At 56.4% G+C, this 25,134-nt stretch carries 22 protein-coding genes, 2 tRNA genes and 1 pseudogene; 20 read left to right on the forward strand and 5 right to left on the reverse strand.

Annotated features, from left to right (window positions below; translation table 11 throughout):
• Genes EDC30_RS17995 through EDC30_RS18010 form a run of 4 tightly spaced genes read left to right on the forward strand, consistent with a single transcriptional unit; the run spans window position 1 to window position 3,241 of the window.
• The gene (locus EDC30_RS17995) at window positions 1-231 is read left to right on the forward strand and encodes a DUF2065 domain-containing protein (protein WP_132260252.1); all 231 of its coding nucleotides are present in this window, start codon (window positions 1-3) and stop codon (window positions 229-231) included.
• Window positions 209-1,360, forward strand: a complete 1,152-nt coding sequence (locus tag EDC30_RS18000) for an ATP phosphoribosyltransferase regulatory subunit (protein WP_132260253.1) — start codon at window positions 209-211, stop codon at window positions 1,358-1,360. Before EDC30_RS17995 ends, EDC30_RS18000 begins: the two co-directional genes overlap by 23 nt.
• A gap of 18 nt (window positions 1,361-1,378) precedes the next feature.
• Entirely contained in the window at window positions 1,379-2,677 is a 1,299-nt protein-coding gene (locus tag EDC30_RS18005) for an adenylosuccinate synthase (RefSeq protein WP_132260254.1), read from the forward strand.
• A gap of 39 nt (window positions 2,678-2,716) precedes the next feature.
• Complete coding sequence (locus EDC30_RS18010; protein ID WP_132260255.1) at window positions 2,717-3,241, forward strand: phosphoribosyltransferase; 525 nt, start codon at window positions 2,717-2,719, stop codon at window positions 3,239-3,241.
• Window positions 3,242-3,498: 257 nt separating this feature from the next.
• Here EDC30_RS18010 and EDC30_RS18015 read toward each other — a convergent pair.
• A tRNA-Leu gene (locus EDC30_RS18015) sits at window positions 3,499-3,583 on the reverse strand.
• Window positions 3,584-3,748: 165 nt separating this feature from the next.
• Between EDC30_RS18015 and rnr the strand changes: the two genes are divergently transcribed.
• The 3 genes from rnr to cysE all read left to right on the forward strand — a co-directional run bounded on the left by rnr (window position 3,749) and on the right by cysE (window position 7,862).
• Window positions 3,749-6,274, forward strand: a complete 2,526-nt coding sequence (gene rnr, locus EDC30_RS18020; RefSeq protein ID WP_132260256.1) for a ribonuclease R — start codon at window positions 3,749-3,751, stop codon at window positions 6,272-6,274.
• 3 nt (window positions 6,275-6,277) lie between these two features.
• Window positions 6,278-7,018, forward strand: a complete 741-nt coding sequence (gene rlmB / locus EDC30_RS18025) for a 23S rRNA (guanosine(2251)-2'-O)-methyltransferase RlmB (RefSeq protein ID WP_132260257.1) — start codon at window positions 6,278-6,280, stop codon at window positions 7,016-7,018.
• 94 nt (window positions 7,019-7,112) lie between these two features.
• Window positions 7,113-7,862, forward strand: a complete 750-nt coding sequence (gene cysE, locus EDC30_RS18030; RefSeq protein ID WP_132260258.1) for a serine O-acetyltransferase — start codon at window positions 7,113-7,115, stop codon at window positions 7,860-7,862.
• Window positions 7,863-7,903: 41 nt separating this feature from the next.
• Here the strand turns inward: cysE and EDC30_RS18035 are convergent, their stop codons facing one another.
• From EDC30_RS18035 to EDC30_RS18045, 3 genes are read right to left on the reverse strand one after another with little or no spacing between them, the layout of a single operon-like run.
• Complete coding sequence (locus tag EDC30_RS18035) at window positions 7,904-8,701, reverse strand: UDP-2,3-diacylglucosamine diphosphatase (protein ID WP_132260259.1); 798 nt, start codon at window positions 8,699-8,701, stop codon at window positions 7,904-7,906.
• A gap of 27 nt (window positions 8,702-8,728) precedes the next feature.
• Window positions 8,729-9,217: a peptidylprolyl isomerase gene (locus EDC30_RS18040; protein ID WP_132260260.1), complete on the reverse strand. Its 489-nt coding sequence runs from the start codon at window positions 9,215-9,217 to the stop codon at window positions 8,729-8,731.
• Window positions 9,218-9,253: 36 nt separating this feature from the next.
• Window positions 9,254-9,859, reverse strand: a complete 606-nt coding sequence (locus EDC30_RS18045) for a peptidylprolyl isomerase (protein WP_132260261.1) — start codon at window positions 9,857-9,859, stop codon at window positions 9,254-9,256.
• 114 nt (window positions 9,860-9,973) lie between these two features.
• Between EDC30_RS18045 and cysS the strand changes: the two genes are divergently transcribed.
• From cysS to EDC30_RS18075, 6 genes are all read left to right on the forward strand, one after another.
• On the forward strand, window positions 9,974-11,362 hold the full coding sequence (gene cysS, locus EDC30_RS18050; protein WP_132260262.1) for a cysteine--tRNA ligase: 1,389 nt from the start codon (window positions 9,974-9,976) through the stop codon (window positions 11,360-11,362).
• A gap of 5 nt (window positions 11,363-11,367) precedes the next feature.
• Window positions 11,368-12,015 (forward strand): DNA-3-methyladenine glycosylase family protein, encoded by a 648-nt coding sequence (locus EDC30_RS18055; RefSeq protein WP_243656850.1) that lies wholly within the window; start codon window positions 11,368-11,370, stop codon window positions 12,013-12,015.
• 42 nt (window positions 12,016-12,057) lie between these two features.
• A complete protein-coding gene (locus EDC30_RS18060; RefSeq protein WP_132260263.1) occupies window positions 12,058-13,032 on the forward strand; it encodes an acetyl-CoA carboxylase carboxyltransferase subunit alpha in 975 nt (324 codons plus the stop codon).
• Between the two features lie 3 nt (window positions 13,033-13,035).
• Window positions 13,036-14,478 (forward strand): tRNA lysidine(34) synthetase TilS, encoded by a 1,443-nt coding sequence (tilS, locus tag EDC30_RS18065; protein WP_243656851.1) that lies wholly within the window; start codon window positions 13,036-13,038, stop codon window positions 14,476-14,478.
• A gap of 79 nt (window positions 14,479-14,557) precedes the next feature.
• Window positions 14,558-15,811, forward strand: coding sequence for an aspartate kinase (locus EDC30_RS18070; protein WP_132260264.1), 1,254 nt, complete (start codon window positions 14,558-14,560; stop codon window positions 15,809-15,811).
• Between the two features lie 91 nt (window positions 15,812-15,902).
• Window positions 15,903-15,996: transfer RNA gene (locus EDC30_RS18075), tRNA-Ser, on the forward strand.
• Window positions 15,997-16,134: 138 nt separating this feature from the next.
• Here EDC30_RS18075 and EDC30_RS18080 read toward each other — a convergent pair.
• Complete coding sequence (locus EDC30_RS18080) at window positions 16,135-16,725, reverse strand: lipocalin family protein (protein WP_132260265.1); 591 nt, start codon at window positions 16,723-16,725, stop codon at window positions 16,135-16,137.
• 139 nt (window positions 16,726-16,864) lie between these two features.
• On the opposite strand from EDC30_RS18080, the gene EDC30_RS18085 reads away from it, so the two are divergent.
• From EDC30_RS18085 to EDC30_RS18115, 7 genes and pseudogenes are all read left to right on the forward strand, one after another.
• Window positions 16,865-17,080 (forward strand): DUF1653 domain-containing protein, encoded by a 216-nt coding sequence (locus EDC30_RS18085; protein ID WP_132260266.1) that lies wholly within the window; start codon window positions 16,865-16,867, stop codon window positions 17,078-17,080.
• A 159-nt stretch (window positions 17,081-17,239) separates the two neighbouring features.
• Entirely contained in the window at window positions 17,240-20,047 is a 2,808-nt protein-coding gene (locus tag EDC30_RS18090; RefSeq protein ID WP_165973873.1) for a type VI secretion system Vgr family protein, read from the forward strand.
• A gap of 15 nt (window positions 20,048-20,062) precedes the next feature.
• On the forward strand, window positions 20,063-20,932 hold the full coding sequence (locus EDC30_RS18095) for a DUF4123 domain-containing protein (RefSeq protein WP_132260268.1): 870 nt from the start codon (window positions 20,063-20,065) through the stop codon (window positions 20,930-20,932).
• A complete protein-coding gene (locus tag EDC30_RS18100) occupies window positions 20,929-23,379 on the forward strand; it encodes a T6SS effector BTH_I2691 family protein (protein WP_132260269.1) in 2,451 nt (816 codons plus the stop codon). The genes EDC30_RS18095 and EDC30_RS18100 overlap by 4 nt, the downstream gene beginning before the upstream one ends.
• 8 nt (window positions 23,380-23,387) lie before the next feature.
• Window positions 23,388-24,350: a DUF6708 domain-containing protein gene (locus EDC30_RS18105; protein ID WP_132260270.1), complete on the forward strand. Its 963-nt coding sequence runs from the start codon at window positions 23,388-23,390 to the stop codon at window positions 24,348-24,350.
• Window positions 24,350-24,655: a hypothetical protein gene (locus EDC30_RS18110; RefSeq protein ID WP_132260271.1), complete on the forward strand. Its 306-nt coding sequence runs from the start codon at window positions 24,350-24,352 to the stop codon at window positions 24,653-24,655. Before EDC30_RS18105 ends, EDC30_RS18110 begins: the two co-directional genes overlap by 1 nt.
• 69 nt (window positions 24,656-24,724) lie before the next feature.
• Window positions 24,725-25,042 (forward strand): annotated as a pseudogene (locus tag EDC30_RS18115) (DUF6708 domain-containing protein); the annotation flags it as partial.
• Between the last annotated feature and the right edge of the window lie 92 nt (window positions 25,043-25,134).

Raw genomic sequence — 25,134 nt, forward strand, 5'->3', positions numbered from 1 at the left:
ATGGAATCCCCGTGGCTGCTGGCTTTGGGCCTGATGCTGGTATTTGAAGGTATCATTCCCCTGTTATTTCCAGGGCTGTGGCGCGAAACTTTCCGGCGGATCTTGCAGTTTTCTGATGGGCAGCTGCGCTTTTTCGGGCTGGCTGCCCTGTTGGCTGGACTGGCGATAGTCAGTCTGGTTTATTTTTTTCTGAAGCAACTCCATAGTAATGCGCACCTGGCTACTTCCTGAAAACATCGCCGACGTCTTGCCTGCCGAAGCACGCAAGATCGAAGACTTGCGCCGCGCCATGCTTGATACTTTCCGGCGCTACGGCTATGAACTGGTCATGCCGCCCATGCTGGAATATATCGAGTCGCTGCTGACCGGCGCTGGGCAGGATATGGGCCTGCGCACGTTCAAGCTGGTCGATCAGCTCTCCGGGCGCACGATGGGCATCCGGGCCGACATGACTACGCAAGTCGCTCGTATCGATGCGCATTTGCTTAACCGCGAAAGCGTGACTCGCCTTTGCTATGCCGGCAGCGTATTGCATACTCGTCCTTCGGGCTTGCATGCCACGCGCGAGCCGTTGCAGATTGGCGCGGAAATCTATGGTCACGCCGGCCTGGAAGCTGACGCGGAAATCCAGGAACTGGCGCTGGCCTGCCTGGCCTTGGCCGGCATTTCTCATATCCGCCTGGATTTGTGCCACGTTGGCGTTGTTAAAGCTATTTTGCAAAGCGATAAGCATGCGCAAGCCGATGAAGAAACCTTGATCGGGTTATTGAAAGCAAAAGACAGCGCAGGATTGCGCGAATTGACGCGCGACTATGAACCTGTAACGCGCGATGCCTTGTTGGCATTGCCTGATCTTTATGGCGATGGCAAGGTGATTGCCCTCGCTCGAAAAGTCTTGCCGGACTTGCCAGGCATCGGCAAGGCGCTGGATGAATTGCAGGCGCTGGCGGATCTGGCTGGCGAAGCCGCGGTGACGATCGACCTGGCGGATCTGCACGGCTATCAGTATGAAAGCGGCGCGATGTTCGCCGCCTATGTGCCGGGCTTGCCGAATGCGGTGGCGCGCGGTGGGCGCTATGACCATGTCGGCGAAGTATTCGGCAGGGCACGGCCGGCAACCGGATTTTCGATGGATTTGCGCGAGCTGGCACGCCTGGTGCCGGAACCTGCGCGCACCAGCGCGATTCTGGCGCCCTGGGGGCGTGACCAGGCATTGCGCGGCAAGATCGCGGAATTGCGCCGCGCAGGCGAAGTCGTGATCCAGAACCTTCCCGGCCAGGGCGAGGAACAGGGTGAATTCGATTGCACGCGCACGCTGGTGTGCGAAGGCGGCGATTGGGTAGTAAAGAATTTGAGCTAACGGACAGTAGAGAAACATATGGCAAAGAATGTAGTAGTGATCGGCACCCAGTGGGGCGATGAAGGCAAAGGCAAGGTCGTCGACTGGCTGACCGATCATGCCCAGGGTGTGGTGCGTTTCCAGGGCGGACATAACGCCGGCCACACGCTGGTTATCGGCGGTCAAAAAACCGCGCTGCAACTGATCCCCTCGGGCATCATGCGCGCCGGCGTAGCGTGCTATATCGGCAATGGCGTGGTCCTGTCGGTGCCGGATCTGCTGCGTGAAATCGACAAGCTGGAAGCCAGCGGTGTCGAAGTTGCCTCGCGTCTGAAAGTTTCGGAAGCCTGCCCGCTGATCCTGCCGTATCACACCGCGCTGGACGCCGCTCGCGAGTTCGCCCGCGGCGCCGCCAAGATCGGCACCACCGGCAAGGGCATCGGCCCGGCTTACGAGGACAAGGTCGCCCGCCGCGCCATTCGCGTGATGGATCTGCTGAACGAGCAGCGCTTTGCCGAAAAGCTGAAGGAAAACCTGGATTACCACAATTTCGTTCTGACCCAGTACCTGAAAGCGCCGGCTGTCGATTACCAGAAGACGCTCGACGATGCGCTGGCGACCGTGCCGCGCATCCGCCCGATGGTGGCCGACGTGTCGAGCGCGCTCTATGCCGCCTACAAGGCTGGCGCGAACCTGCTGTTCGAAGGCGCGCAGGGCAGCTTGCTGGATGTCGACCACGGTACCTATCCCTTTGTTACCTCCAGTAACTGCGTGGCTGGCAATGCCGCTGCCGGTAGTGGCGTCGGCCCAGGCATGCTGCATTACGTGCTGGGCATCACCAAGGCTTACACGACCCGCGTCGGTTCCGGCCCGTTTCCGTCCGAGCTGCCGACCGACCAGGGCGTGGGACAGCATCTGGCCAGCGTGGGTCACGAGTTCGGCACCGTGACCGGTCGCGCACGTCGTTGCGGCTGGTTCGATGCCGCATTGCTGCGTCGCTCGACCCAGATCAATGGCGTGACCGGCATCTGCCTGACCAAGCTCGACGTGCTGGATGGCCTGGAATCGCTGAAGATTTGCACCGGCTACGAAGTCGATGGCAAGCCGGTCGATATTTTCCCGCTGGGCGCGGAAGACGCTGCGCGCTGCGTGCCGGTATACGAAGAGATGCCGGGTTGGAAAGAATCCACCGTCGGCGCCAAGAGCATGGATGCTCTGCCGGCCAATGCGCGTGCCTACATCGCCCGCATCGGTGAACTGATTGGCGTGCCGATCGATATGGTTTCTACCGGCCCGGACCGCGAAGAAACCATCGTGCTTCGCCATCCTTTCAAGTGATCACTCATCGTTAATATATTCGTAGCAAGGACTTGAATCATGAGTGAAGCCGCAAATAGCGAACTCAGAGTCTCGTGGGAACAGTATCACCGTCATATCGAGGATCTGGCAGTGCTGGTGCATCGTTCGGGGTGGGAATTCGATCAGATCCTGTGCCTGGCCCGAGGCGGCTTGCGTCCAGGAGATGTGCTTTCGCGGCTGTTTGATGTGCCGCTGGCGATTCTGTCGACCAGTTCCTATCGCGAGGATGCCGGCAGCACGCAAGGTGAGCTGTCGATTGCCAAGCACGTGACCATGCCTCGCGGCACGTTGAGCGGAAAAGTACTGCTGGTCGATGATCTGGTGGATTCGGGCGTCACGCTGGACAAGGTGCAGAAGCACTTGGGCGAAGCTTTCCCCGGCGTGACGGAAGTGCGCTCGGCAGTGATCTGGTACAAGGAACGTTCCTGCATGCGACCGGATTATTTTCTGCAGTACCTGGAAGGCAATCCCTGGATCATGCAGCCGTTTGAGGAATATGACCGGTTGAAGATAGAAGGGGTGGCGGCGCGGTCTACATCATGATGCGCTTGTGTATTGCTTCTTGGTCTTGACTGGAATTTGCTTCTGACTCTGAGTCAGAGAGCCATAATGAAAAAGCTTCGCTGCGGCGAAGCTTTTTTGTTTTCAAAGGCCCACGTCGGGAGCTCGGCCACGTTCCGCGGCCCCGGCTGGGCCGATAGGTCCAGCCTTTCGAGGCCCTCCCGCAAAGCGCGCAGGCGCTTTGCTCGTAGGCATACACCAAAACAAAAAGGGATCGCCGAAGCGATCCCTTTGTATTTTGGTGCCCACGGAGGGACTCGAACCCCCACACCTCGCGGCACATGGACCTGAACCATGCGCGTCTACCAATTCCGCCACGTGGGCCTAACGAAGCTGAGATTATAGCGGAAAGTTGGAAATTGTCAAAGCCAGTCAATGCATAAATTCGTTACCTATATTATTCAGGGCGACAGTGTGATTATTCCGGCAAACTTATTGCTACTCCAGTACACTAAGAAGATATTCAACAAGAACGAATTAATAACGCATTTGAGCCAATATCTTTATCCAATTCCAAGCCGGGAGGAAATCCTCGGCATCCTGCGCACTTCTGCAGGTCCACAAGATGCAGATGCGATCGCTGCTGCGCTTGGCGTCAAGCCTGAAGAAATGGAAGGCTTGATGCGTCGCCTGAACGCCATGGAGCGGGACGGCCAGATCAAGCCGGATCGTCATGGCAATTACCAGTTGGCACATCAAACGAGTTTTATCGAGGGGCGCGTCAGCGGCCACCGCGAAGGTTTCGGCTTTCTCCTGCCGGACGATGGCAGCGCCGATGTCTTCCTGCCTGAGCGGGAAATGCAAAAGGTCTTGAATGGGGATCGCGTCAGGGTGCGCGTGACCGGCGTTGACCGCCGTGGTCGTCCCGAAGGCAGTATCGTGGAGGTCGTTTCCCGCGCCAATACCCATGTCATCGGGCGCTTGTTGAATGAAAACGGTGCCTGGATCGTGGCGCCCGAGGACAAGCGTATCGGTCAGGATATTTTGCTGGTCGGATCTCCAGGCAAGGCCAAGACAGGACAAGTGGTCAGCGTCGAACTGGTCGACCAGCCATCTCGCTTCAGCCAGCCTACCGGCAAGGTGGCCGAAGTGCTGGGCGATATCGACGATCCCGGCATGGAAATCGAGATCGCCGTGCGCAAGTATGGCGTGCCGCATGAATTCTCCGATGCCGCCCTGAAGCAGGCATCCCGGCTGCCGAACGAGGTGCAGGAATCAGACCTGGTGAATCGCGTCGACCTGCGCGATGTGCCTTTGGTGACCATCGACGGCGAGGATGCGCGTGACTTCGACGATGCGGTTTATTGCGAGCCGGTGAAGATCGGCCGCAGCAATGGCTTCCGTCTGATTGTGGCGATTGCCGATGTCAGTCACTATGTCAAACCCAACGATGCCCTGGATCAGGATGCGATTGAGCGCAGCACGTCGGTGTATTTTCCGCGCAGGGTCATTCCGATGCTGCCGGAAAAGCTGTCCAACGGCCTGTGTTCGCTGAATCCACACGTCGATCGGCTGACATTGGTATGCGATGCGATCATTACCAAGAAGGGTGAAATCAAGGCGTACCAGTTCTACCCGGCTGTCATGCATTCGGCTGCACGTCTGACTTACACGGAAGTAGCCGCCGTCCTCGGCAATACCAAGGGCCCGGAAGCGGCGAAACATGCGGCACTGGTTCCGCATCTGAGTAATTTGTATGATGTTTTCAAGGCCTTGCTGACGGCCCGCCAGGCACGCGGGGCAATCGATTTCGAAACGACGGAAACCTATATCGTCTGCAACGCCGCGGGCAAGATCGAGAAAATTCTGCCACGCACGCGCAATGATGCGCATCGCCTGATCGAAGAGTGCATGCTGGCGGCCAACGTCTGTGCCGCCGATTTGCTGCAACGGCACGAGCATCCGGGCGTGTACCGCATCCATGCCGGTCCGACCAAGGAAAAGTTGACGCAAGTCCGCAATTTCCTCAAGCAGGCCGGTCTGCATCTCGGCGGCGGCGATGAACCGTCGGCCTCCGATTATGCGGAACTGCTGCCGAAAATTAAGCTGCGTCCGGATGCGGTATTGCTGCAGACGATGCTGCTGCGTTCGATGCAACAGGCAGTCTATAGTCCGGACAATATCGGGCATTTCGGGCTCTCCTACGAAGCCTACGCGCACTTCACCAGTCCCATCCGGCGCTATCCCGATTTGCTGACCCATCGCGCCATCAAGGCCATCCTGCAGGGCAAGCGCTATTCGCCAAAGGATATCGATACCTCCATCCTGAATACCATGCTGTCGCCGGCTGCACGCAAGGCGCAGGCGCAGGACAAGGCGGCAGGCAAGAAAAAGAGCGAAGGTGACCTGGCGATCTGGGAAGCGCTCGGTATTCACTGCTCCGCCAACGAGCGCCGCGCCGACGAAGCCTCGCGCGATGTGGAAGCCTGGCTCAAATGCTATTTCATCCGCGACAAGCTGGGTGAGGAATTTACCGGCACCATCTCCGGCGTAGCCAGCTTCGGCATTTTCGTGCAGCTCGACCAGCTCTACATCGAGGGCTTGGTGCATGTGACCGACCTCGGTGCCGATTACTTCCAGTACGACGAGACGCGCCATGAATTGCGCGGTGAACGTACTGGCATCCGTTACCAGCTGACCGACCGCGTGACGGTGCAGGTCAGCCGGGTTGACCTGGATGCGCGCAAGATCGATTTGCGTCTGGTGCATGAGCCGGGCATCCGGACACAACTCAAAAACGAGGCCAAGCGTGCCGAAGCCGAGCACGGCCGGCAGGTCAGGGCCAAGGACATGGCGTCTGCCGACGTCAAGTCGGCCAAATCAGCAAGAAGCGGAAAAGCCGCCAAAGGCGGCAAGAGCGAGAAAGAAGCGAAATCCGCAAAATCGGCCAAGAGCCCGGCAAAGCATGCAAGCAAGCGGATCCATGCGAGCAAGAGTGGCGCTGCCAAGTCGACTCGTTCATCCCGAGCGGGCAGTGCCAGGACAGCCAGCAAATCTGCTAGAAAAAAGCGTTAAACAATGAAAAGCAAGTTGATCTTCGGCTTCCATGCCGTTACCGCGCGTCTGCGGCATGAAGCTTCCTCCGTTGAGGAAATCTATATCGATGCGTCGCGCCACGATCGCCGCATGCAGGACCTGATTCACGCGGCCAAGGCTGCCAATATGCGCATCATCCACGCCGACGACCAGCGTCTCGACAGCATGGTCGGCACGCGCCGGCACCAGGGCGTGGTGGCCAAGGCTGGCGAACTGTCGCTGGCGCGCAATCTCGACGAACTGCTCGATGCCATCGATGGACCTCCCTTGTTGTTGATCCTCGATGGCATCACCGATCCGCACAACCTCGGCGCCTGCCTGCGCGTGGCCGATGGCGCTGGTGCTCATGCGGTCATCGCGCCGAAGGATCGCGCGGTCGGTCTGAATGCCACCGCAGCCAAGGTTGCCAGCGGCGCGGCCGAGACCGTGCCCTACATTACCGTGACCAACCTGGCGCGCACCATGCGCGAATTGAAGGAACGCGATATATGGCTGTATGGCACTTCCGACGATGCCGAGAAGACCCTGTACCAGGCTGACATGGCAGGGCCGGCAGCAATCGTCATGGGGTCGGAAGGCGAAGGCATGCGCAGGCTGACACGGGAGAACTGCGATGTCCTGGTAAGCATTCCCATGTTCGGCTCAGTGGAAAGCCTGAACGTGTCGGTTGCCTCGGGCGTTTGTCTCTATGAGGCGCGGCGCCAGCGCATGGCTAAGGCGTAATCCGGGCAAACAAGCCGGGTTTACCTGCAGGGCTTCGGCGCAAGTTTGTCCGTTGCGCTACCATTACGTTTCCGAGTAACCATATCCGCTTTTTATGTTCAGCCGCCTGCGTGAAGACATCGCCAGCATCATCGAACGTGACCCTGCCGCCCGCTCGGCTTGGGAGGTGCTGACCTGTTATCCGGGGCTTCATGCGCTGATCATGCATCGCCGGGCCAACTGGTGCTGGCGTCACGGTCTGAAATGGCTGGGGCGTTTCATTTCGCACCTGGCGCGGATCATCACCGGCATCGAAATCCATCCGGGGGCGACGATCGGCCGGCGTGTCTTCATCGATCATGGCTTCGGCGTGGTCATTGGCGAGACGGCGGAGATCGGTGACGACTGCACCATCTACCAGGGCGTGACCCTGGGCGGCACTTCGCTTTCCAAGGGCGCCAAGCGCCATCCGACGCTGGAACGCGGCGTGATCGTCAGTGCCGGCGCCAAGGTGCTGGGCAGCTTCACGGTCGGCGAAGGCGCGAAGATCGGTTCCAACGCCGTCGTGGTGAAGGAAGTGCCGGCAGGAGCGACTGCGGTGGGTATTCCTGCCCGTATCATCCAGAAAGACATGGAGACCAGTCGCGATGAAGCGGCGGCACGGATGTTCGCGGCCTATGGTTTGACTGCCGCAGCCGATGATCCGCTGTCCAAGGCCTTGCACGGCTTGATCGACAATGCCGCGACCCAGGAACTGCAGGTGCTGAAGATCGTTGAAGCCTTGCGGCGTGCCGGGATTTCCTGTGAGTTGCTGCCGGGTCTCGAGAAGTTCGATCCGGAGCAACTCAACAAGCTGGTCGGCTGATCAAGAGCGCCATCGGTATTCAGATGGCGCTCTACATTAACTCACTCTGTTAGTTCGCGGCCATCCAGGCCGATGCGGTGGATCGCGCCATCTGCGGTGATGGCAATCCATCCGCCGCGCGGCGACTCGATATCACAATCCCAGTCCGGCAAGACGTAGCGTTGGCGTTCGCCTTTTGGAGATGCATATCTGTGAAGGGCAGGGCGGTGCGTATGCCCATGGATCATCAGTTCAGCTTCGCTGGCGTCGAACAATTCATCAATCGCTTTTGCGTTGACATCCATGATCTCGTAGGATTTTTCGCTATTGGCCGCGCGGCTCTGGTCGCGCATGCCGGCGATGATGGCCTTGCGTTGCGCCAGGGGCATGGATAGAAATTGCTGCTGCCATTGCGGCTGGCGTACCTGCGTACGGAATGCCATGTAGCCGGCGTCATCGGTGCACTGGGCATCGCCATGGACCAGCACCAGTCGATGGCCGCCGATATTCGTGACGTAGGGCTCATCCAGCAAGGTGGCGCCCGTGGCGCTGGCAAAATCTTTCGACACCAGGAAATCGCGGTTGCCGCCTACCCAGAACAAGGCTACTCCGGCATCGCTAAGTCGCCGGAGCGCAGTAGTTATTTGCTGCAGGTATGGGGTTTCCAGGTCGTCGTCACCCGCCCAGTACTCGAACAGGTCGCCCAGGAGATAAACCTGGCGTGCACGGCTGGCATGATGCTGCAGAAAACCGAGAAACGTTTCGGTGGTTTTCGGCATGGATTCCTGCAGGTGGACGTCAGAAACAAAAAGCGCAACCGTTTCTGGTTGCGCTGCATTGGCCTGATAAGAATCAGTCATTGAGAGAGTATCCAGAAAGTCAGGCTCTTAAACGATTTCAGCTTTCTCGATCACGACATTTTCAACCGGTACATCCGAGTGCATGCCGGCACGGCCAGTCTTGACCGACTTGATCTTGTCGACGACATCCTGGCCTTCGGTGACCTTGCCAAACACGCAGTAACCCCAGCCGTCCTGGCCCGGATAGTCGAGGAAGCTGTTGTTCTTGATGTTGATGAAGAATTGTGCCGAGGCCGAATGCGGCGCCGAGGTGCGGGCCATGGCGATGGAATAGGCTTCGTTCTTCAAGCCGTTCTTGGCTTCGTTCTCGATCGGGTCCTTGGTCGGTTTTTGTTTCATGCCAGGCTCGAAACCGCCGCCCTGGATCATGAAGCCATCGATGACGCGATGGAATATGGTGCCGTCATAGTGGCCGTCGCGCACATAGGAGAGGAAGTTCTCCACGGTTTTCGGCGCTTTTTCCGCGTCGAGTTCGAGCTTGATCTTGCCGTGATTGGTGGTGAGGATGACAGCCATGATGGATCCTTGTTGAATGGTTACTGGAAAATACCGTTATTTGACAACGCTCGCCGATTCAATGATCACCGGCGTCGTCGGTACATTTTGGTGAAAACCTTTGTTACCGGTCGGGACTGTCTTGATCTTGTCGACGACGTCCTTACCCTTCACGACCTTGCCGAAAACGGCATAGCCCCAGCCATCCTGGCCCGGATAGTTAAGGAAATCGTTGTCTTTGGTATTAATGAAGAATTGCGCGGAAGCCGAATGGGGCGCTGAAGTGCGGGCCATGGCAACCGTGTAGGCATCGTTCTTCAAGCCGTTCTTGGCTTCGTTTTCGATGGGCGCGCGGGTGGGCTTTTGCGTCATATCCTTGTCGAAGCCGCCGCCCTGGATCATGAAGTTCTCGATCACCCGATGAAAGATGGTGCCGGAGTAATGGCCGCTTTTGACATACTGCAGGAAGTTTTCCACGGTTTTGGGAGCTTTGCCCGCGTTCAATTCCAGTACGATATCGCCCATGCTGGTCTTCAGCAAAACTTGGGGATTGGCCGAAGCGGCGGTTTTTTCCGCCTTGTCGGCCGCCTGGACCGTCAAGGCGGAAGTGGCCAGCAGGATGCCGGAAAAGAATTTGAGCAGTCGACGACGGGTTGCTTGCATGGGTCTATCCTTTTTCATCGATGTTATACTGCGGCGAAACCAAGCATTTTAACAAATTAAGTTTTATTCTAGTGTCCGGCGGCACACAGAACTCCCGGTCTCAACTATATCCCCATGACTGCACTGAAGATCTACAACACGCTGGCGCGTGAAAAGCAGGCTTTTTCTCCGATTGAACCTGGCAAGGTGCGCATGTATGTCTGCGGCATGACCGTCTACGACTATTGCCACCTCGGACACGCTCGGGTGATGGTGGTGTTCGACATGGTCCAGCGCTGGCTGCGCGCTTCCGGTTACGACGTCACCTATGTGCGCAACATTACCGACATCGACGACAAGATCATCAAGCGCGCCGTCGAAAATGGCGAAACGATTTCGCAGCTGACCACGCGCTTCATCGCGGCCATGGACGAGGACGCCGCGGCGCTTGGCGTGCAAAAGCCCGATCACGAACCGCGAGCCACGGCGTATGTTCCACAAATGCTTTCCCTGATCGGCCAGCTTGAGAAAAAAGGCCTGGCTTACCGGGCGGCCGATGGCGACGTCAACTATTCGGTCCACGATTTCCCCGGTTACGGCAAACTGTCCGGCAAGTCACTCGACGACTTGCGTGCCGGCGAGCGCGTCGACGTCAATACCGGCAAGCGCGATCCGCTCGACTTCGTCTTGTGGAAAGCCGCCAAGGAATCCGAGCCGGAGGAGGTGAAGTGGTCCTCTCCCTGGGGTACGGGCCGTCCAGGCTGGCATATCGAATGCTCGGCCATGTCCTGCGACCTGCTGGGCGAGCATTTCGATATCCATGGTGGCGGCGCCGATTTGCAATTCCCTCACCACGAGAATGAAATCGCCCAGTCTGAAGGCGCGCATGGCGGCCAGTTCGTCAATTACTGGATGCACAATGGCTTTGTGCGTGTGGACAATGAAAAGATGTCCAAGTCGCTCGGCAACTTTTTCACGATCCGCGACGTGCTGAAGAAGTACGATGCCGAGGTGGTGCGCTTCTTCATTTTGCGCGCGCATTATCGCAGTCCGTTGAACTATTCCGATGCCCATCTCGACGATGCGCGCGGGGCGCTTACCCGTCTCTATACGGCCCTGAAGGACGTGTCTGGCGACGGTGCTGCCCTCGACCGCGATGAAATTCATGCGCAGCGCTTTGCCGATGCCTTGAACGATGACTTCAATACGCCGCTGGCGATCGCCGCGCTGTTCGAGCTGGCCAATGAAGTCAACAAGACCAAATCGGCGGCTCTGGCACGTCAGCTCAAGGCGCTGGGTAATATCCTCGGTTTGCTGGAACGCGAGCCGCAGCAATTCCTCCATGGTTCTGCTGGTGGCGACGCCACTGCCGAAGCCGCCATCCTTGCTCGCATCGAAGCGCGTGCCGCAGCCAAAAAAGCAAAGAACTTTGCCGAGGCAGACCGCCTGCGCGCCGAATTGCTGGCTGAAGGCATCGTCCTGGAAGACAAGCCGGGCGGCGTGACGGAATGGCGAAAGGCATAAGCGGCATGGCCAAAGCAACAGCTGTAGAAGCGCGCGTATTCATTCCTGAATACTGGGAAGAGGCCAAGACCGAACTGATGAGGCGCGACCGCATCATGCGCCGCCTGATCCCTCAGTTTGGCGATATGCACCTGGTCAGTCGCGGCGACCCGTTCACGACCCTGGCGCGCTCCGTCATCGGCCAGCAGATTTCAGTGAAGGCAGCCGATGCCATTTGGGCACGCTTTGTTGCGGCGTGTCCAAAAGTTACTCCTGCGCAAGTTTTGAAGGCAGGCGAAACCTTGGCCGGCTGTGGATTGTCCAAGCGAAAAACCGAGTATCTCCTTGATTTGGCAACACATTTTAAGGAAAAAAAGGTCCATGCCGACCAGTGGGCGAGCATGGAAGATGAAGCGGTTATCGCTGAATTGATCCAGATTCGTGGTATCGGGCGCTGGACAGCGGAGATGTTTTTGATATTTAATCTGCTCCGACCCAATATTTTGCCTTTGGATGACCTTGGGTTGCTTAAAGGCATTAGTATTAATTATTTCTCTGGAGAACCAGTTTCACGCAGCGATGCGCGCGAAGTGGCCGCCAACTGGGCGCCCTGGTGTACGGTAGCAACCTGGTATCTGTGGCGCAGTCTGGCGCCGGTGCCGGTGGAATACTGATCCGGAATTACATGATCCCGTGTTGAACACGAAGGGAACACGATGAGTAAAACAACTTTCCTCAGCTTCGAGCAGCCGATTGCCGAGCTGGATACCAAGATCGAAGAGCTGCGCTTTGTCCAGGACGATTCCGCCGTTGATATTTCCGAAGAAATCGAGCGCCTGGCAAAGAAAAGCGAACAGCTGACCAAGGACATTTACGCCAAGCTGACGCCCTGGCAGGTGTCGCAGATCTCGCGCCATCCGCAGCGTCCTTACACCATGGATTACGTGAACGAGATCTTCACGGATTTCCACGAGCTGCACGGCGACCGTAGCTTTGCCGACGATCTTTCCATCGTCGGTGGCCTGGCGCGCTTTAATGGCCAGGCTTGCATGATCATCGGCCACCAGAAAGGGCGCGATACGAAAGAGCGCGCCATGCGCAACTTCGGCATGCCCAAGCCGGAAGGCTACCGCAAGGCCCTGCGCCTGATGAAGCTGGCGGAAAAATTCAATCTGCCTATCTTTACCTTTGTCGATACCCCGGGCGCATTCCCCGGCATCGATGCGGAAGAGCGCGGCCAGTCCGAAGCCATCGGTCACAATATCTACGCGATGGCCGAGCTGAAGGTGCCCATCATCTCCACCATCATCGGCGAAGGCGGTTCCGGCGGCGCGCTGGCGATTGCCGTGGCCGACTCCGTGCTGATGCTGCAGTACTCGACCTATTCAGTGATTTCGCCGGAAGGTTGCGCCTCGATCCTGTGGAAGACTGCCGAGCGTGCGTCCGACGCGGCCGACGCGCTGGGTTTGACCGCACATCGCCTGAAAGCGATCGGACTGATCGACAAGATCATCAACGAGCCTCTCGGCGGCGCGCACCGCGATCCGAAGCAGATGGCCGTGATGTTGAAGCGCGCGCTGGCGGATTCGCTGCGCCAGTTCCAGGGCATGAAGCCGAAAGAACTGCTGGCTGCTCGCCATGAGAAGCTGATGAGCTACGGTAAATTCAAGGAAACCACGCCGCGAGATTAAGGAGTGGGGCTTTCGCCTGAATCGCTGCCTGACCGATTTGAGCGCGCGCTGGAAGCAATTCTGGTGCGCGTTTCCATTTGCTCGGCTTCTTCCGATATTCCTCGCACGATGGCCGTGGCTTACAGTGGCGGCCTCGATTCGAGCGTGCTGCTGCATCTCTCGCAACGATACGCCGTTGCGCATGGCATCCGCTTACTCGCTTTTCATGTGCATCATGGTTTAAGTCCGAATGCCGATGCATGGCTGAATCATTGTGAGGCCGAGGCGCAGCGGCTCGGCATTCTTTTCGAAGCGCGGCAAGTCCGCATTGATAACGCAGCGCGCAGTGGCGTCGAAGAGGCGGCGCGCACGCTTCGATATGCTGCCCTCGGCGACATGTGCCGGGAGCATGGCGCTGCACTGTTGCTGACGGCGCATCACCTGGACGACCAGGCGGAAACCATCCTGCTGCAGCTCGTGCGCGGTTCCGGCGTGGCCGGTTTGTCCGGCATGGATAGCGCGAACACGGCACCTGATTTATTGGGTGATCCGCATCTGGTGATGGCGCGGCCGTTGCTGGATGTCAGCCGGGCGGAACTGGAAGAGTGGGGCGCACGAGTGGGAATCGAGCATGTCGAGGACGAATCGAATGCCGATGTGCGTTATGCCCGCAATGCCCTGCGCCATGGCGTAATGCCGCAATTGGCGATCAACTTCCCGGGTTTTCAGGAGCGGCTCGCGCGTACCGCCAGCCATATGCAGGCGGCACAGCGTGTGCTGGATGAAGTGGCGCAAGCCGACCTCGCTGCCTGCTCTGCTGGCACCTGCCTGGAGCTTGAGCGTGTCCGCGCCTTGAGCAGCGAACGCTTCCATAATCTTTTCCGCCACTGGCTCGGCAGGCATGGCGTAAGGATGCCATCGGCTTCATGGCTGGCTGAAATGCGTGCGCAATTGCTGGAGGCGAAAGACGATGCGCAGGTTTGTGTCCTGCATCCGGATTGCGCGATTCGCCGGCATCGGGGCAAGGTGTATTTGACGCCCCGGCTGGATAGCGGTGCCGACGCGCTGCCGCAGGAATTCATCTGGCAAGGGCAATCAAGTCTCGATTTCCCGGCATTCCAAGGGCGCCTGCATTTCGATGTTGCACCTGAGGGCGTGGATGCCACATGGCTGCGCAAGCAGGCCCTGATAATCCGCCACCGGCAGGGTGGCGACAGCGTCAAGCTGGCAGCCAACCGTCCCAGTCGCAGCATGAAGCAGCATTTTCAGGCGCTCGGTATTCCCGCATGGGAGCGTCCATTTCTGCCGCTGGTGACCGTGGCGGGAGAGGTGTTGTATGCGGCGGGAATCGGCATGGATTGCCGTCATTTGAAATCTGGAGCAGGAGAATGCATCCGACTTCGCTGGGAACATGGCTGGCCTGCGTCGTCGCTCCACACCGAGAGCCTTGCAAAATGGCGCTTTTAGCAGTTTGGCTACTTGTCTTCCCGCGTTGCAACAGGTAGACTAAACGGTTGATTTTTATTCGTTTTTACCAACTTTTGTTATGGCCTTAATTGTTCACAAATACGGCGGTACTTCGATGGGCTCAACCGAGCGCATCCGCAATGTCGCCAGGCGCGTCGCCAAATGGCATGACGCCGGCAACCAGATCGTGGTCGTGCCTTCCGCGATGTCGGGCGAGACCAACCGCCTGATCGGCTTGGCCAAGGAAATCATGCCCCAGCCCGACCCGCGCGAGCTCGACATGCTTGCTTCCACCGGCGAGCAGGTATCGGTGGCGCTGCTGTCGATGGCGCTGCAGGCGCTCGGCAAGCAGGCGGTTTCGTACGCCGGCTGGCAAGTCGCGATCAAGACCGATTCCGCCTTCACCAAGGCACGCATTCAGTCGATCGATGATGCCAAGGTGCGCAAGGATCTCGAAGCCGGCAAGATCGTCATCATCACCGGCTTCCAGGGCGTGGACAATGACGGCAATATCACGACGCTGGGTCGTGGCGGCTCCGATACTTCGGCCGTGGCTGTGGCGGCAGCGCTGAAGGCGCAGGAATGCCTGATCTACACCGACGTTGACGGCGTCTACACGACCGATCCGCGCGTGGTGTCGGATGCGCGCCGCCTGGACAAGGTGACCTTCGAAGAAATGCTGGAAATGGCCTCGCTGGGTTCCAAGGTCTTGCAGATCCGCTCGGTGGAATTCGCCGGTAACTATCGCATGCCGACGCGCGTGCTGTCGTCGCTGACCGACCCGATGATCCCGCTGGAAGAAGAAGCCAAGTCCGGTACCCTGATTTCGTTTGAGGAAGATACAAATATGGAACAAGCAACCATCACCGGCATCGCCTTCAGCCGCGACGAAGCCAAGATCACCGTGCTGGGTGTGCCGGACAAGCCGGGCATCGCCTACCAGATTTTGGGACCGGTCGCCGATGCCAACATCGAAGTCGACATGATCATCCAGAACCAGTCGGTGGAAGGCAAGACCGACTTTTCGTTCACCGTGCCGCGCGGCGACTATGCCCGCACCATGGATGTGCTGGAAAAGTCCGTCAAGGGTCACATCACGCCGACCAGCATTGTCGGCGATACCAAGGTGTCCAAGGTTTCGGTGGTTGGCGTGGGCATGCGCAGCCACGTCGGTATCGCTTCGCAAATGTTCCGCACGCTGGCAGAGGAAGGCATCAATATCCAGTTGATCTCGACTTCCGAAATCAAGATCTCCGTGCTGATCGATGAGAAGTACATGGAGCTGGCAGTGCGTGCTTTGCACAAAGCTTTTGATCTAGAAAAAGCAAACTAATCTATTTGCAATAGTTCGATTGACCAGACGCGCTTGAGAAGTTATCATGCGTGGCTCTACTGAAACGATTCTGTAGTTTCGTTTCACGTGTGGAGACGTGGCCGAGAGGTCGAAGGCACTTCCCTGCTAAGGAAGCATATGGGCTTAAACCTGTATCGAGGGTTCGAATCCCTCCGTCTCCGCCAGTAACACCAAAAAGTCCCGCAAGGGACTTTTTTCATTTCGACGAGCATGCCGGGTCCGGGTCAACGCCGGCCGCCTCCATCCATTAGCCGCCTGTTGTGCCAGTGGATTAAGGGGCGCAGCGATATACATCATTCGTCTTATCGTTCGTTGTTAGGAGCACCTTCGTGACGCGTCGGCACAAGCTTCCGTGTATCGAAGCCTTTCTGCTCCAGACGCTTCAACAATTCCTCATACTGTTGTTGCGGGACTTGCGGCTGTCGCGAAAGTATCCAGAGATATTTACGTTCAGGTTCACTGACTGCGACCAGCTGATAGGCATCGTCCAGATCGATGATCCAATAATCTCCCCATACGGCAGGAATGAACGAGAGCCATGCCGGCGCAAAGCGCACTTCGAATTTCGGAGAGGTAGGTCCGCCGATTTGTCTTGCCGTACCGGTGACCTGGTTGGCGTCGCCGTTTTCCAATTTGCAGCGGTTCACCACTTGAACGGACCCGTCATTTCGCAAGCTGTATTCGGCTCTATCGTCGCTGGCGCATTTCTTCTGGAATCGGTTTGGATATTTGGCGATCTCGTACCAGTCGCCCATATAACGCGCTACGTCGAGAGAGGAAATCGTGGACAGTGGTGCTGTCTCTGAAGACTGACTGTCACTGGCTATTAGCGAGCGACTTAGGGCGCCAATAGAAAAAAGTAAAATAATTTTTACCAGCAATCTGCTTTTCATATGAGTCGATCCATTTAATAAAGGCCTAGCTCTTATTACCATTGAAAAATGAAATTCATAGCTGCGTGGATAAATGCATCCAATTCAGCAGTTGAACCCTTAACATTTTCTCCTCCATATACCCATGAACTCACAATCCATGTCCAAGCAGCCTGCTATCCGCTACCGGCATTACAAAGGAGGGATTTACGAACTGGTCTGTGAAGCGACGCAAGAAGCGGACCTGGTGCCTGTCATTGTCTACCGCGCTGAAAACGGAAAAATCTGGGTTCGTCCCAAGTCGGCATTTTTCGAGGTAATTGAAGTTGAAGGGCAAATGGTTCAGCGATTTGCGCCGATTGAAGAACTGCCCTGAAGTTTCCTTTTGGAAAGTTGCGTCGACATTGTTATCTTAATGACATTTTTACTGTATTCATTTATCATTCCTCCATGTTTTCAATTTAACAACAATTCGCGCGGCAATTAGCTGTCATGAAAGCTAATTGCCGCAGCAAGTTGAATAACAGGACAAATGATGAGTGGAGACATACTCGGTGCTGCGGGTGCGCTGCGGGCACTCCTGGCTGGCCACACGCAAGACACGCGCCTGTTACGCCTGACGACGTCTCTTGGCAGCGCTGCGCTGGTGGTGGAAAGCATCAATGGCACCGAAGGCATAAGCCAGTCATTCCGCTTCGAGATCATCGCGCTATCGATTGACGCCGCCATCGATGGCGCAAAACTGCTTGGCCAGCCTGCTTTGCTGGAAGTCCTTACCCAACACAGCCGCAACGAGCCGCGCCCCTTCCACGGTCATGTCACCGCATTCGAATCATTGTCTTCCGACGGCGGTTTTACCCGTTACCGCATTCGGCTGGAGCCATGGATCGCATTCCTGCGTCACCGCTTTGACTGCTTTGTCTGGCAGGATAAGACTACGCTGGAGATCATCAGCGAGATATTTTCGGATTACCAGGGGCAAGGCGCGCTGGTGGCAGACTGGCGCCTGGCATTGACCGATTCGTCGCAATACACGCCTCGTGAGGTTTGCACGCAGTTCGAAGAAAGCGACTTAGCCTTTGTCGAACGTCTGCTGGCCGAAGAGGGATTGTTCTACTGGTTCGAGCACACGGGCGACTCGACAAGTCCTGCGCTGGGAAGCCACCGGCTGGTCATTGCTGACAGCAATGCGGCATTTGTACAGAATCAGCAAGCACACATCCGCTTTCATCGGGCGGCTGCAGTCGAGCACAGCGACACCATCACTGAATGGCAAGCGAGCCGTCGCATCTTGACCAATACCATGATGGTCTCCAGCTGGAACGAGCGGCAAGTCAGCGTCATGACACATCAACTGGCGAGTGCTCATAACAATGGCGAGGTTCCAGAGCTGATGGCGACAGATCACTCCGGCCTGCGTCATTTCGCTAGCGGCGATAGCGCAGCGCGCGCAGCACGCTTGCAACTCGAAGCGATGGAAGCGCGCAACAAGACCTATCACGGTGAAAGCACTGTAAGAACTCTTGCACCCGGAACCACGTTTGTGCTGACTGAGCATTCCGTCCATGACAATGACCGTCGGGAGAGTGGCGACGACGCCGCAACATTTGCTGTCATCGCGGTACAGCATACCGGTCGCAATAACCTGTCTTCCGAAGCCAAAACGCTAATCGACAAGGTGTTTGTCAACAGCGTGAAGCCGCTCGGAGCTGGAGGCCAAGCCAAGCAGGCTTCGAAAAATGATGTGCCGCTCTACCACAACCGTTTCACTGTCTTGCGCGCCGACATTCCGTGGCGACCATTGACGACCGATGCGCGTGGCGCCTTGCTGCATCCCAAACCTACCGTCACCGGTATCCATACCGCGATCGTCGTCGGCGCCAGCGGACAGGATTTGACGACCGAGCGCGACCATCGCATCAAGGTGCAGATGCACTGGCAGCGCGGTGCGCAAGCCGCCAGTCGGCGCGGCCATCCGAATGGCGAAAATGCGCCGGGAAATGAAACAGCGTATGTGTGGGTACGCGTGGCGGAACCTGCGGCGGGCGCCAACTGGGGCAGCAGCTTCATTCCGCGCATTGGCCAGGAAGTCATCCTGGACTATATCGAAGGCGATATCGACCGGCCGGTGGTAGTCGGCTCACTCTACAACGGCAATGGCCTGAGTGATGCGCAAGGTAATCAGAATGCACAAGGCGCTGGCGCCGCAACCGGTAATGCGCCGGCATGGTTTGCGGGAGAGAGTGGCGAGCATGCGCACAATGCCATCCTGTCGGGCTTCAAGACCCAGGAAATCGGCAATAGCCAGGATGGGCAGGGCGGTTACAACGCGCTGGTATTTGACGATTCCACCGACCAGGTTGGAGCGCGTCTGCAGACAACCAAGGCCAAGGCCCAGCTCAATCTTGGTCATATCAAGCGTCAGACGGACAACGCCCGCCAGCAAAGCCATGGGCATGGTGCAGAGCTGACCACCGAGGCCTTTGGTGCCGTGCGGGCCGGGCAAGGTCTATTGCTGTCCACCGATGCCCGCCCGAACGCAGGCTCCAGCCAACTTGATGCAAAGGAAGCCTTGGCGCAATTGCAGCAGGCACACGAGCTGCAAAAGAGCCTGGCCGACACCGCGCAGAAGCACAATGCCTTCGTCGGCAAGACGCTGGACCAAGAACAGCACAACTTCCCCGAAGAAGTGTTGAAACGCCCGATCGAGTCATTGCAGCAGACCAACCAAGGGTGCGGCACGGCTGAAGGCGGCGGCGCAGGCACGGTGCCGGCGTTCGGTCGCCCCGACATGGTCTTGAGCAGCCCGGCCGGCATCGCTTTGCTGACACCAGCCGATGCCCATGTAACCGCTTCATCAATGACGATTGCCGGCGGGCTGGATGTCAGCATTACCGCAGGGCGCAACTATGCGGTCGCAGTGCGCTCGGGCATCAGCCTATTCACCTATGGCGACGCCAAGGCCAAGCGCAAGGATCAAGGCGACAAAGGGATCAAGCTGCATGCAGCGCACGGCAAGGTTGATCTGCAAGCACAGAGCGCGGAACTGAAAGCCGCGGCCGACAAGGATGTGATGATAAGCAGTACGCACGCCAAGGTGGAAGCGGCAGCCAAGGAGCATGTGCTCTTAACGGCAGGCGGTGCGTATGTAAAGATCGCCGGCGGTAAGATCGAGATCCATGCGCCGGGAAGCGTGCTGTTCAAGGCTGCCATGAAGGATTTGAGCGGGCCGACGAGCATGAATCATGAATTGGCGACGCTGGCCAAAGGCGATCTGAAAATGTGCGAGATGCAGTCGGCAAAAGCGGCGGCATCCGGCGGCGGACTGGTCGCGGTCAATTAAGGCGAAATAGAAGTTATGGAAAGCCTATATCCGGTCCGGCTACTCGCGGACCACCAGTATGCCCTGCTTGATCGTGTCGCCAATGCCGGTATTCCCGAAGACTGGCCACTGGTGCCACTAGCGCCGCAGGGGTTCGAGAATGAAGAACATCTGCTGCCAGCGCTGATTCCATTGCAGGAAATGTCAGCGGCGCAGCAGGAAGATTTACTTGAAATGCTCGATCGCGCGCAAGATTCAGGCGACGTGCCTGTCGTCGTGACGTTTCTGGCAAGCGATGTCGATCTGGAACGGATGCGCCTGCATTGGACAAGACAACTCATGATTTACCTGCCCGGCGGTGGCCGCGCGCTGCTGCGCAGTTACGATCCTCGCGTGTTCATGCAGTTGCGATGGATGTTCACCCCTGCACAATTGGGTCGATTGTTCGGCCCCATCGACAAGTGGACGGTCTACAACGGGCAATCGTGGCAATCGCATGCCAGGCCAGACGGTACGCATTCCACAGCCTCGCCGATTGATACAGGCCAGGCCATCCAATTGGGACGCATCGGACAGATCAACCAGGTGTTAGCACAGTTCTCGGCAACGCACTTGCCGGAGTTGGAGTCTGTCAGCCGAAAAATACATAGCCTCCTCGTGCGAGCTCAGGAGCATGGCCTGATGGCGGAACAGGAACTGATTGCCTTCGCCATGCATGGCATGACGGTTCATCCGAATTTCTACCGCCATCCCGATATTGCTCGTCGGATTGCGGAAATCGACCGCTCTGAACAAACCTATCTGGATGCCATCGCTTCCATCGACGCAGCGCATTGGCAACGAATTGCGCAAGGTCTCGGCAAGACCAGCTCAGCCGCAGCTCACCTCACAGGACCCACACCATGAAATTTCAAGCGAAACCAGGTTGCGAATTCTGCGACAAATACGGGTTGCCGGTACTCGTCGTGCGCTACGCGACGGCCCCAGAGACAGCTGCTGCGCCAAAGACCAAGGCACTGGATCTCGACGGCAAGGACTTCGGTGACATCGGCGGCAAGCTGCACTACACGCGTCGCCTGCTGCGCAGCGGTTATCTGTATGTTTACGACGAAGCGCGCAATCGCTGGGAAGGCTATTACATCACGCCAGACGCCCACCTGATGAAATTTGAAGTCAATAAGCCGCTGCCGACTGCCTACGCCAGTAATCCGCAACCGTGCGAGGACAGCGGCCACCGTGAAGTGGCGGGCATGGTGACCATCCGCGATCCGAAAAACGCGACCAATGTCTGGTTTGGCTTCAGCGATGTGGAATGGACCGAGAAAGTGCTGAATGAACATGCCTCGGCGGAGTACCGCAAGAAGCATATGCAGAAAGTGGATGTCAAACAGGCGCTGGCGAAAGCCAAGCAGCCGAATGTGCATCCGATCAAGGAACTCGACAAGAAGGTGGCGGAATTTGCCTGCGACCCGTTGCGCGCCACTGCCGTCAATGCGTTTTACGACAGCCCGTTCAAATTTAATCCGCGCAAGCTGCAATTGAAGGAATCGTTGGCTGCAGCCGATTCATTGCGCAAAGATGGGGGAGTCATCGTCAGCCTGCACGATCCGGTAGCGGTGGCGACGGAACTGGCTGGTTGGATGAATCTGCGACTGGAAAATTATCTGGAAGCGAATAAGAAAGACCCTGATTATGCGCGCAAGATCGCCGTATCAAGCGCCATTCTGCAATTGCGCAATGTGGTCAAGGATCATGCGGAGCACAGCCTGATCGATGATGCCGAACAGTCCGAATTCCTGGAGCGGATATTCACCACGGTATCGCCTTCACGCGACAATCTGGAAGAAAATTTCCAGAAAACCGGAAAACCCAGTTTGCAAGCAGTGCAAAAGGCGCAAGCCAGCGCATGGCAACGTTATACCCACCGTCAGAACGGTCATCAGACGAGATTTGACGAAACAGTGGTGGAAGATTTCCACAAAGACTACAACGCCAAGCTCAATGCCTTTATTGAAGCAGACATCAACCCGCTTGGCGCCTCACATGTGGCCTGGACCAGCAGCCAGCATATGGCCTACTCCATGGCGTGTAATTTTGATCCGACGGACATTAGATCAGGGGTGGCTTATACGCAAACCGTCATCACGTTCATCCGAGGCACAGAAGGCGTGAAGCCTTGCTTTGCGCACTATGAAAAGTGGCTCGATCAAAATGAATTCAAACCGGAAAACGTGCTGCTGCGCGCCCTAGTCTATAACAATGACAAGCTGGCAAAGGACGTAGAAGAAGCTACGAAATTTGACCCAAGAGCGCTGCCGTGGGATGCTCCGATCAGCACCTATAAAGCAGCGATGGAAAAGATGGGGGGCGGTCATGCGGATCGGGCAGCGGTATTGATGGGCCACATGATGGGACCGCTGATGAAGGTGGGCGAACGATTTCTGGATGGGTCGAGTAAGGCAGTGATTACCCTGTTAGGTGTGTACAGCGGAAAAGGATGGAGACGCTTGCATTTTCAAGGTAAGCGCAAGGAACTGCGCGCCTTCCTTGCTCGCCAGATTATTGAAAGCAGCGGTAACACCATGACAGATTCGCAGGTTAAAAAAGCCGTAGCCCGTGAAATCAAGCGTGCCCAAATCCGTGGTGAGAAACTGCAAGGCCAACGCGGAATGAAATGGGTGGTGCTGCTGGAGCCGGCAACCGGTCAAATGCGCACGCCGCAAACATTGGAGGAAATCCGTTTTAATAACTTCAAAAAAACAATAGCGACGAATGTGCGACTGGGAATTTGTACTGGCATATTGCAAGCGATTTGCCTGACGAAAGCGATTGCCGATGAAGGCAAGGCGCTGGAGGCAGATAAAGCCGAAGCGCAGTGGCGGTTGTTCGCTGGCGGTCTTGCAGTGGCGGGTACAATTGGTGAGGCAATCGGCACAGTGGTTGAAAATGCAACACAAGCGAACTTGCGCTGGGTGCAAGGATTGAAGGTTGTAAAGGCGGGAGCGGTATTACGTACTGGCGGCAGAGCATTTGGAATAATTGGAGCGGCCATTATGGCGACGTGGGATTTGCTAAAGGGGTGGGAAGAGCTTAGAAAGAAAGATTTTTTGACGGCTGGCCTATATTTTGGGTCCGCACTATTTGGTGTGGCGACCGCCATTGCTTTAACTTTCTTCACATTTAATCCTTTTACTCTCTTGCTTGTAGTGGCGTTTATTGGGATCGCATATTGGCTGGAAACCACCAAAGACAATGCCATTCAAAGTTGGATTGAGAACTGCATATTTGGTATTAATAATACGTACAAAGAAGGCTCGTTGGAAATGAAGGAACTGGCCAAGGCACTCTCATAAAGGCGACTATGTATTCTCCAGAATTCGTCAAGAATTTTAAAGTTGAGCGTCCTCTCACTAACGAGGAGCGCAGCCAGCAGCTGAAGCAAAAGGAACGACTAGCGGAATTTGATGAAGCCATTCCACATTATGAGCTAGCCGTCATTCAGCTGAACAATACCTTTGTTGAACTAACCGACAGAAACTATTCAGTACGTGGAATTGGATCAGCAATAACGGGATTTTTTGTCATAATTTTAAGTTGGTTTATAGCTGCCATTTGGATGGAGACTATTAATGAATGGGGGGATGAATTCCATTCTGGCCGCATTCTGACGGTGTCTTTTATGTCGATTTTTGGTGGGCTGGTTGTTTGTGCACTACTTTGGTTTTTGCAGCGAGAAACCTTTTCTTATACCCATTTCCCCTTGCGCCTTAACCGCAAAAACCGAATGGTGTATGTGTGGCGGCGTGATGGTACGGTGTTGAGTGCCCCTTGGGATAAACTATTTTTCCAAGTGCGGAGCTACAACGACTGGGGCGGGAAAACGTATGACATTCTTGGCCACATGCTGGAAAATGATGGCAACACTGTTAAAGAAACGTTTGCTTTCAGCAGTTATAGTTCCAGCGACGCCAAGGACTTACGCGAGCATTTTGAGTACTTCCGCCGTTACATGGAAAACGGCCCGGAACAACCTCACCGCATGCTAAAAATCTGCTTGCCGATCGCCACGCGCCGCGAAACCTGGTGGGAAGGCTTTATGCGCTTGCTGCTGAACATGAACGGCTGGCCATTATTACAGATCATTCTTTCACCGTTTTATTTCATTTGCAGTCTTGGCCGCTGGGTGGCCATGCGTACGAGCAGAATCCCACAATGGCCGAAATGGGTAGAACAGGAATGCACCATTGATTCAGGCGATCCGTATCGGCGCGATTCAGGATGGGAAGCCGCAAAGGAAAGCGCTGGCAAATCTGCAGCCGCGTGATGGACTACACAGGCCTGATATCCAAATATCCTGTCGAGCGTCCACTCTCAAAAGAAGAGCGTTCGGATCAGCTCAAGCAAAAGCAGCGCATGGAGGTCATGCCACACTACGATCTTTCAGTCATCAAGATCAACAGCACTTTCGTGGAAAGTGTAGATAAGTTCTATTCATATCGCGGAATACTAACCACTTGTAATTTAATATTTGCAGCAACCATTGGATTCGGGTTGATCGCTACATTGGCGACAATTTTTGGTGATCAAGACGCACCGACTTGGTTCTTTATTGGTTTTATGCTGCTTTGATTAACGGCATTATTGCTTTTTGGAGCCACTCTTTGGCTAGCATGCAAAGAATGATTCACTTACACCCATTTCCCGGTCCGTTTCAACCGCAAGAACCGCATGATCTATATCTTCCGTACCGATGGCACGGTGCTGAAGACCAAATGGGATGATGTATTTTTCACCTGCACGAAAGAACGAGATATTTGGGGGGAAACCTGGAATGTTCGCGGTCACATTATTGATGCGGATCGCAAGACGGTAAAGGAAACATTCTCGTTAAGCATCATCGGCACAAGTCGAGAAGAAATCGAGCCGCACTGGGAATTCTATCGCCGCTACATGGAAAACGGTCCCCAGATGGCACTGGGGAATCTTGAACTGATTTGCCTGCCGCCCCTAGATTGACCTGCTACCCGAGATTAGTACGGACTTGATGTAGAGTCTGCCTCTTGGGAGGCAGTATGAAGAAGCGATTCACCGAAGAACAAATCATTGGC

Origin of the sequence: Paucimonas lemoignei, assembly GCF_004342585.1 — a bacterium.
Taxonomy (GTDB): domain Bacteria; phylum Pseudomonadota; class Gammaproteobacteria; order Burkholderiales; family Burkholderiaceae_D; genus Paucimonas; species Paucimonas lemoignei.

What these genes read in the sequence shown, in the direction of transcription:
- EDC30_RS17995 (WP_132260252.1), top strand. Translation starts at nt 1, where the DNA reads ATGGAATCCCCGTGGCTGCTGGCTTTGGGCCTGATGCTGGTATTTGAA.
- EDC30_RS18000 (WP_132260253.1), top strand. Translation starts at nt 209, where the DNA reads ATGCGCACCTGGCTACTTCCTGAAAACATCGCCGACGTCTTGCCTGCC.
- EDC30_RS18005 (WP_132260254.1), top strand. Translation starts at nt 1,379, where the DNA reads ATGGCAAAGAATGTAGTAGTGATCGGCACCCAGTGGGGCGATGAAGGC.
- EDC30_RS18010 (WP_132260255.1), top strand. Translation starts at nt 2,717, where the DNA reads ATGAGTGAAGCCGCAAATAGCGAACTCAGAGTCTCGTGGGAACAGTAT.
- rlmB (WP_132260257.1), top strand. Translation starts at nt 6,278, where the DNA reads ATGAAAAGCAAGTTGATCTTCGGCTTCCATGCCGTTACCGCGCGTCTG.
- cysE (WP_132260258.1), top strand. Translation starts at nt 7,113, where the DNA reads ATGTTCAGCCGCCTGCGTGAAGACATCGCCAGCATCATCGAACGTGAC.
- EDC30_RS18035 (WP_132260259.1), bottom strand. Translation starts at nt 8,701, where the DNA reads ATGACTGATTCTTATCAGGCCAATGCAGCGCAACCAGAAACGGTTGCG.
- EDC30_RS18040 (WP_132260260.1), bottom strand. Translation starts at nt 9,217, where the DNA reads ATGGCTGTCATCCTCACCACCAATCACGGCAAGATCAAGCTCGAACTC.
- EDC30_RS18045 (WP_132260261.1), bottom strand. Translation starts at nt 9,859, where the DNA reads ATGCAAGCAACCCGTCGTCGACTGCTCAAATTCTTTTCCGGCATCCTG.
- cysS (WP_132260262.1), top strand. Translation starts at nt 9,974, where the DNA reads ATGACTGCACTGAAGATCTACAACACGCTGGCGCGTGAAAAGCAGGCT.
- EDC30_RS18055 (WP_243656850.1), top strand. Translation starts at nt 11,368, where the DNA reads ATGGCCAAAGCAACAGCTGTAGAAGCGCGCGTATTCATTCCTGAATAC.
- EDC30_RS18060 (WP_132260263.1), top strand. Translation starts at nt 12,058, where the DNA reads ATGAGTAAAACAACTTTCCTCAGCTTCGAGCAGCCGATTGCCGAGCTG.
- EDC30_RS18070 (WP_132260264.1), top strand. Translation starts at nt 14,558, where the DNA reads ATGGCCTTAATTGTTCACAAATACGGCGGTACTTCGATGGGCTCAACC.
- EDC30_RS18080 (WP_132260265.1), bottom strand. Translation starts at nt 16,725, where the DNA reads ATGAAAAGCAGATTGCTGGTAAAAATTATTTTACTTTTTTCTATTGGC.
- EDC30_RS18085 (WP_132260266.1), top strand. Translation starts at nt 16,865, where the DNA reads ATGTCCAAGCAGCCTGCTATCCGCTACCGGCATTACAAAGGAGGGATT.
- EDC30_RS18090 (WP_165973873.1), top strand. Translation starts at nt 17,240, where the DNA reads ATGAGTGGAGACATACTCGGTGCTGCGGGTGCGCTGCGGGCACTCCTG.
- EDC30_RS18095 (WP_132260268.1), top strand. Translation starts at nt 20,063, where the DNA reads ATGGAAAGCCTATATCCGGTCCGGCTACTCGCGGACCACCAGTATGCC.
- EDC30_RS18100 (WP_132260269.1), top strand. Translation starts at nt 20,929, where the DNA reads ATGAAATTTCAAGCGAAACCAGGTTGCGAATTCTGCGACAAATACGGG.
- EDC30_RS18105 (WP_132260270.1), top strand. Translation starts at nt 23,388, where the DNA reads ATGTATTCTCCAGAATTCGTCAAGAATTTTAAAGTTGAGCGTCCTCTC.
- EDC30_RS18110 (WP_132260271.1), top strand. Translation starts at nt 24,350, where the DNA reads ATGGACTACACAGGCCTGATATCCAAATATCCTGTCGAGCGTCCACTC.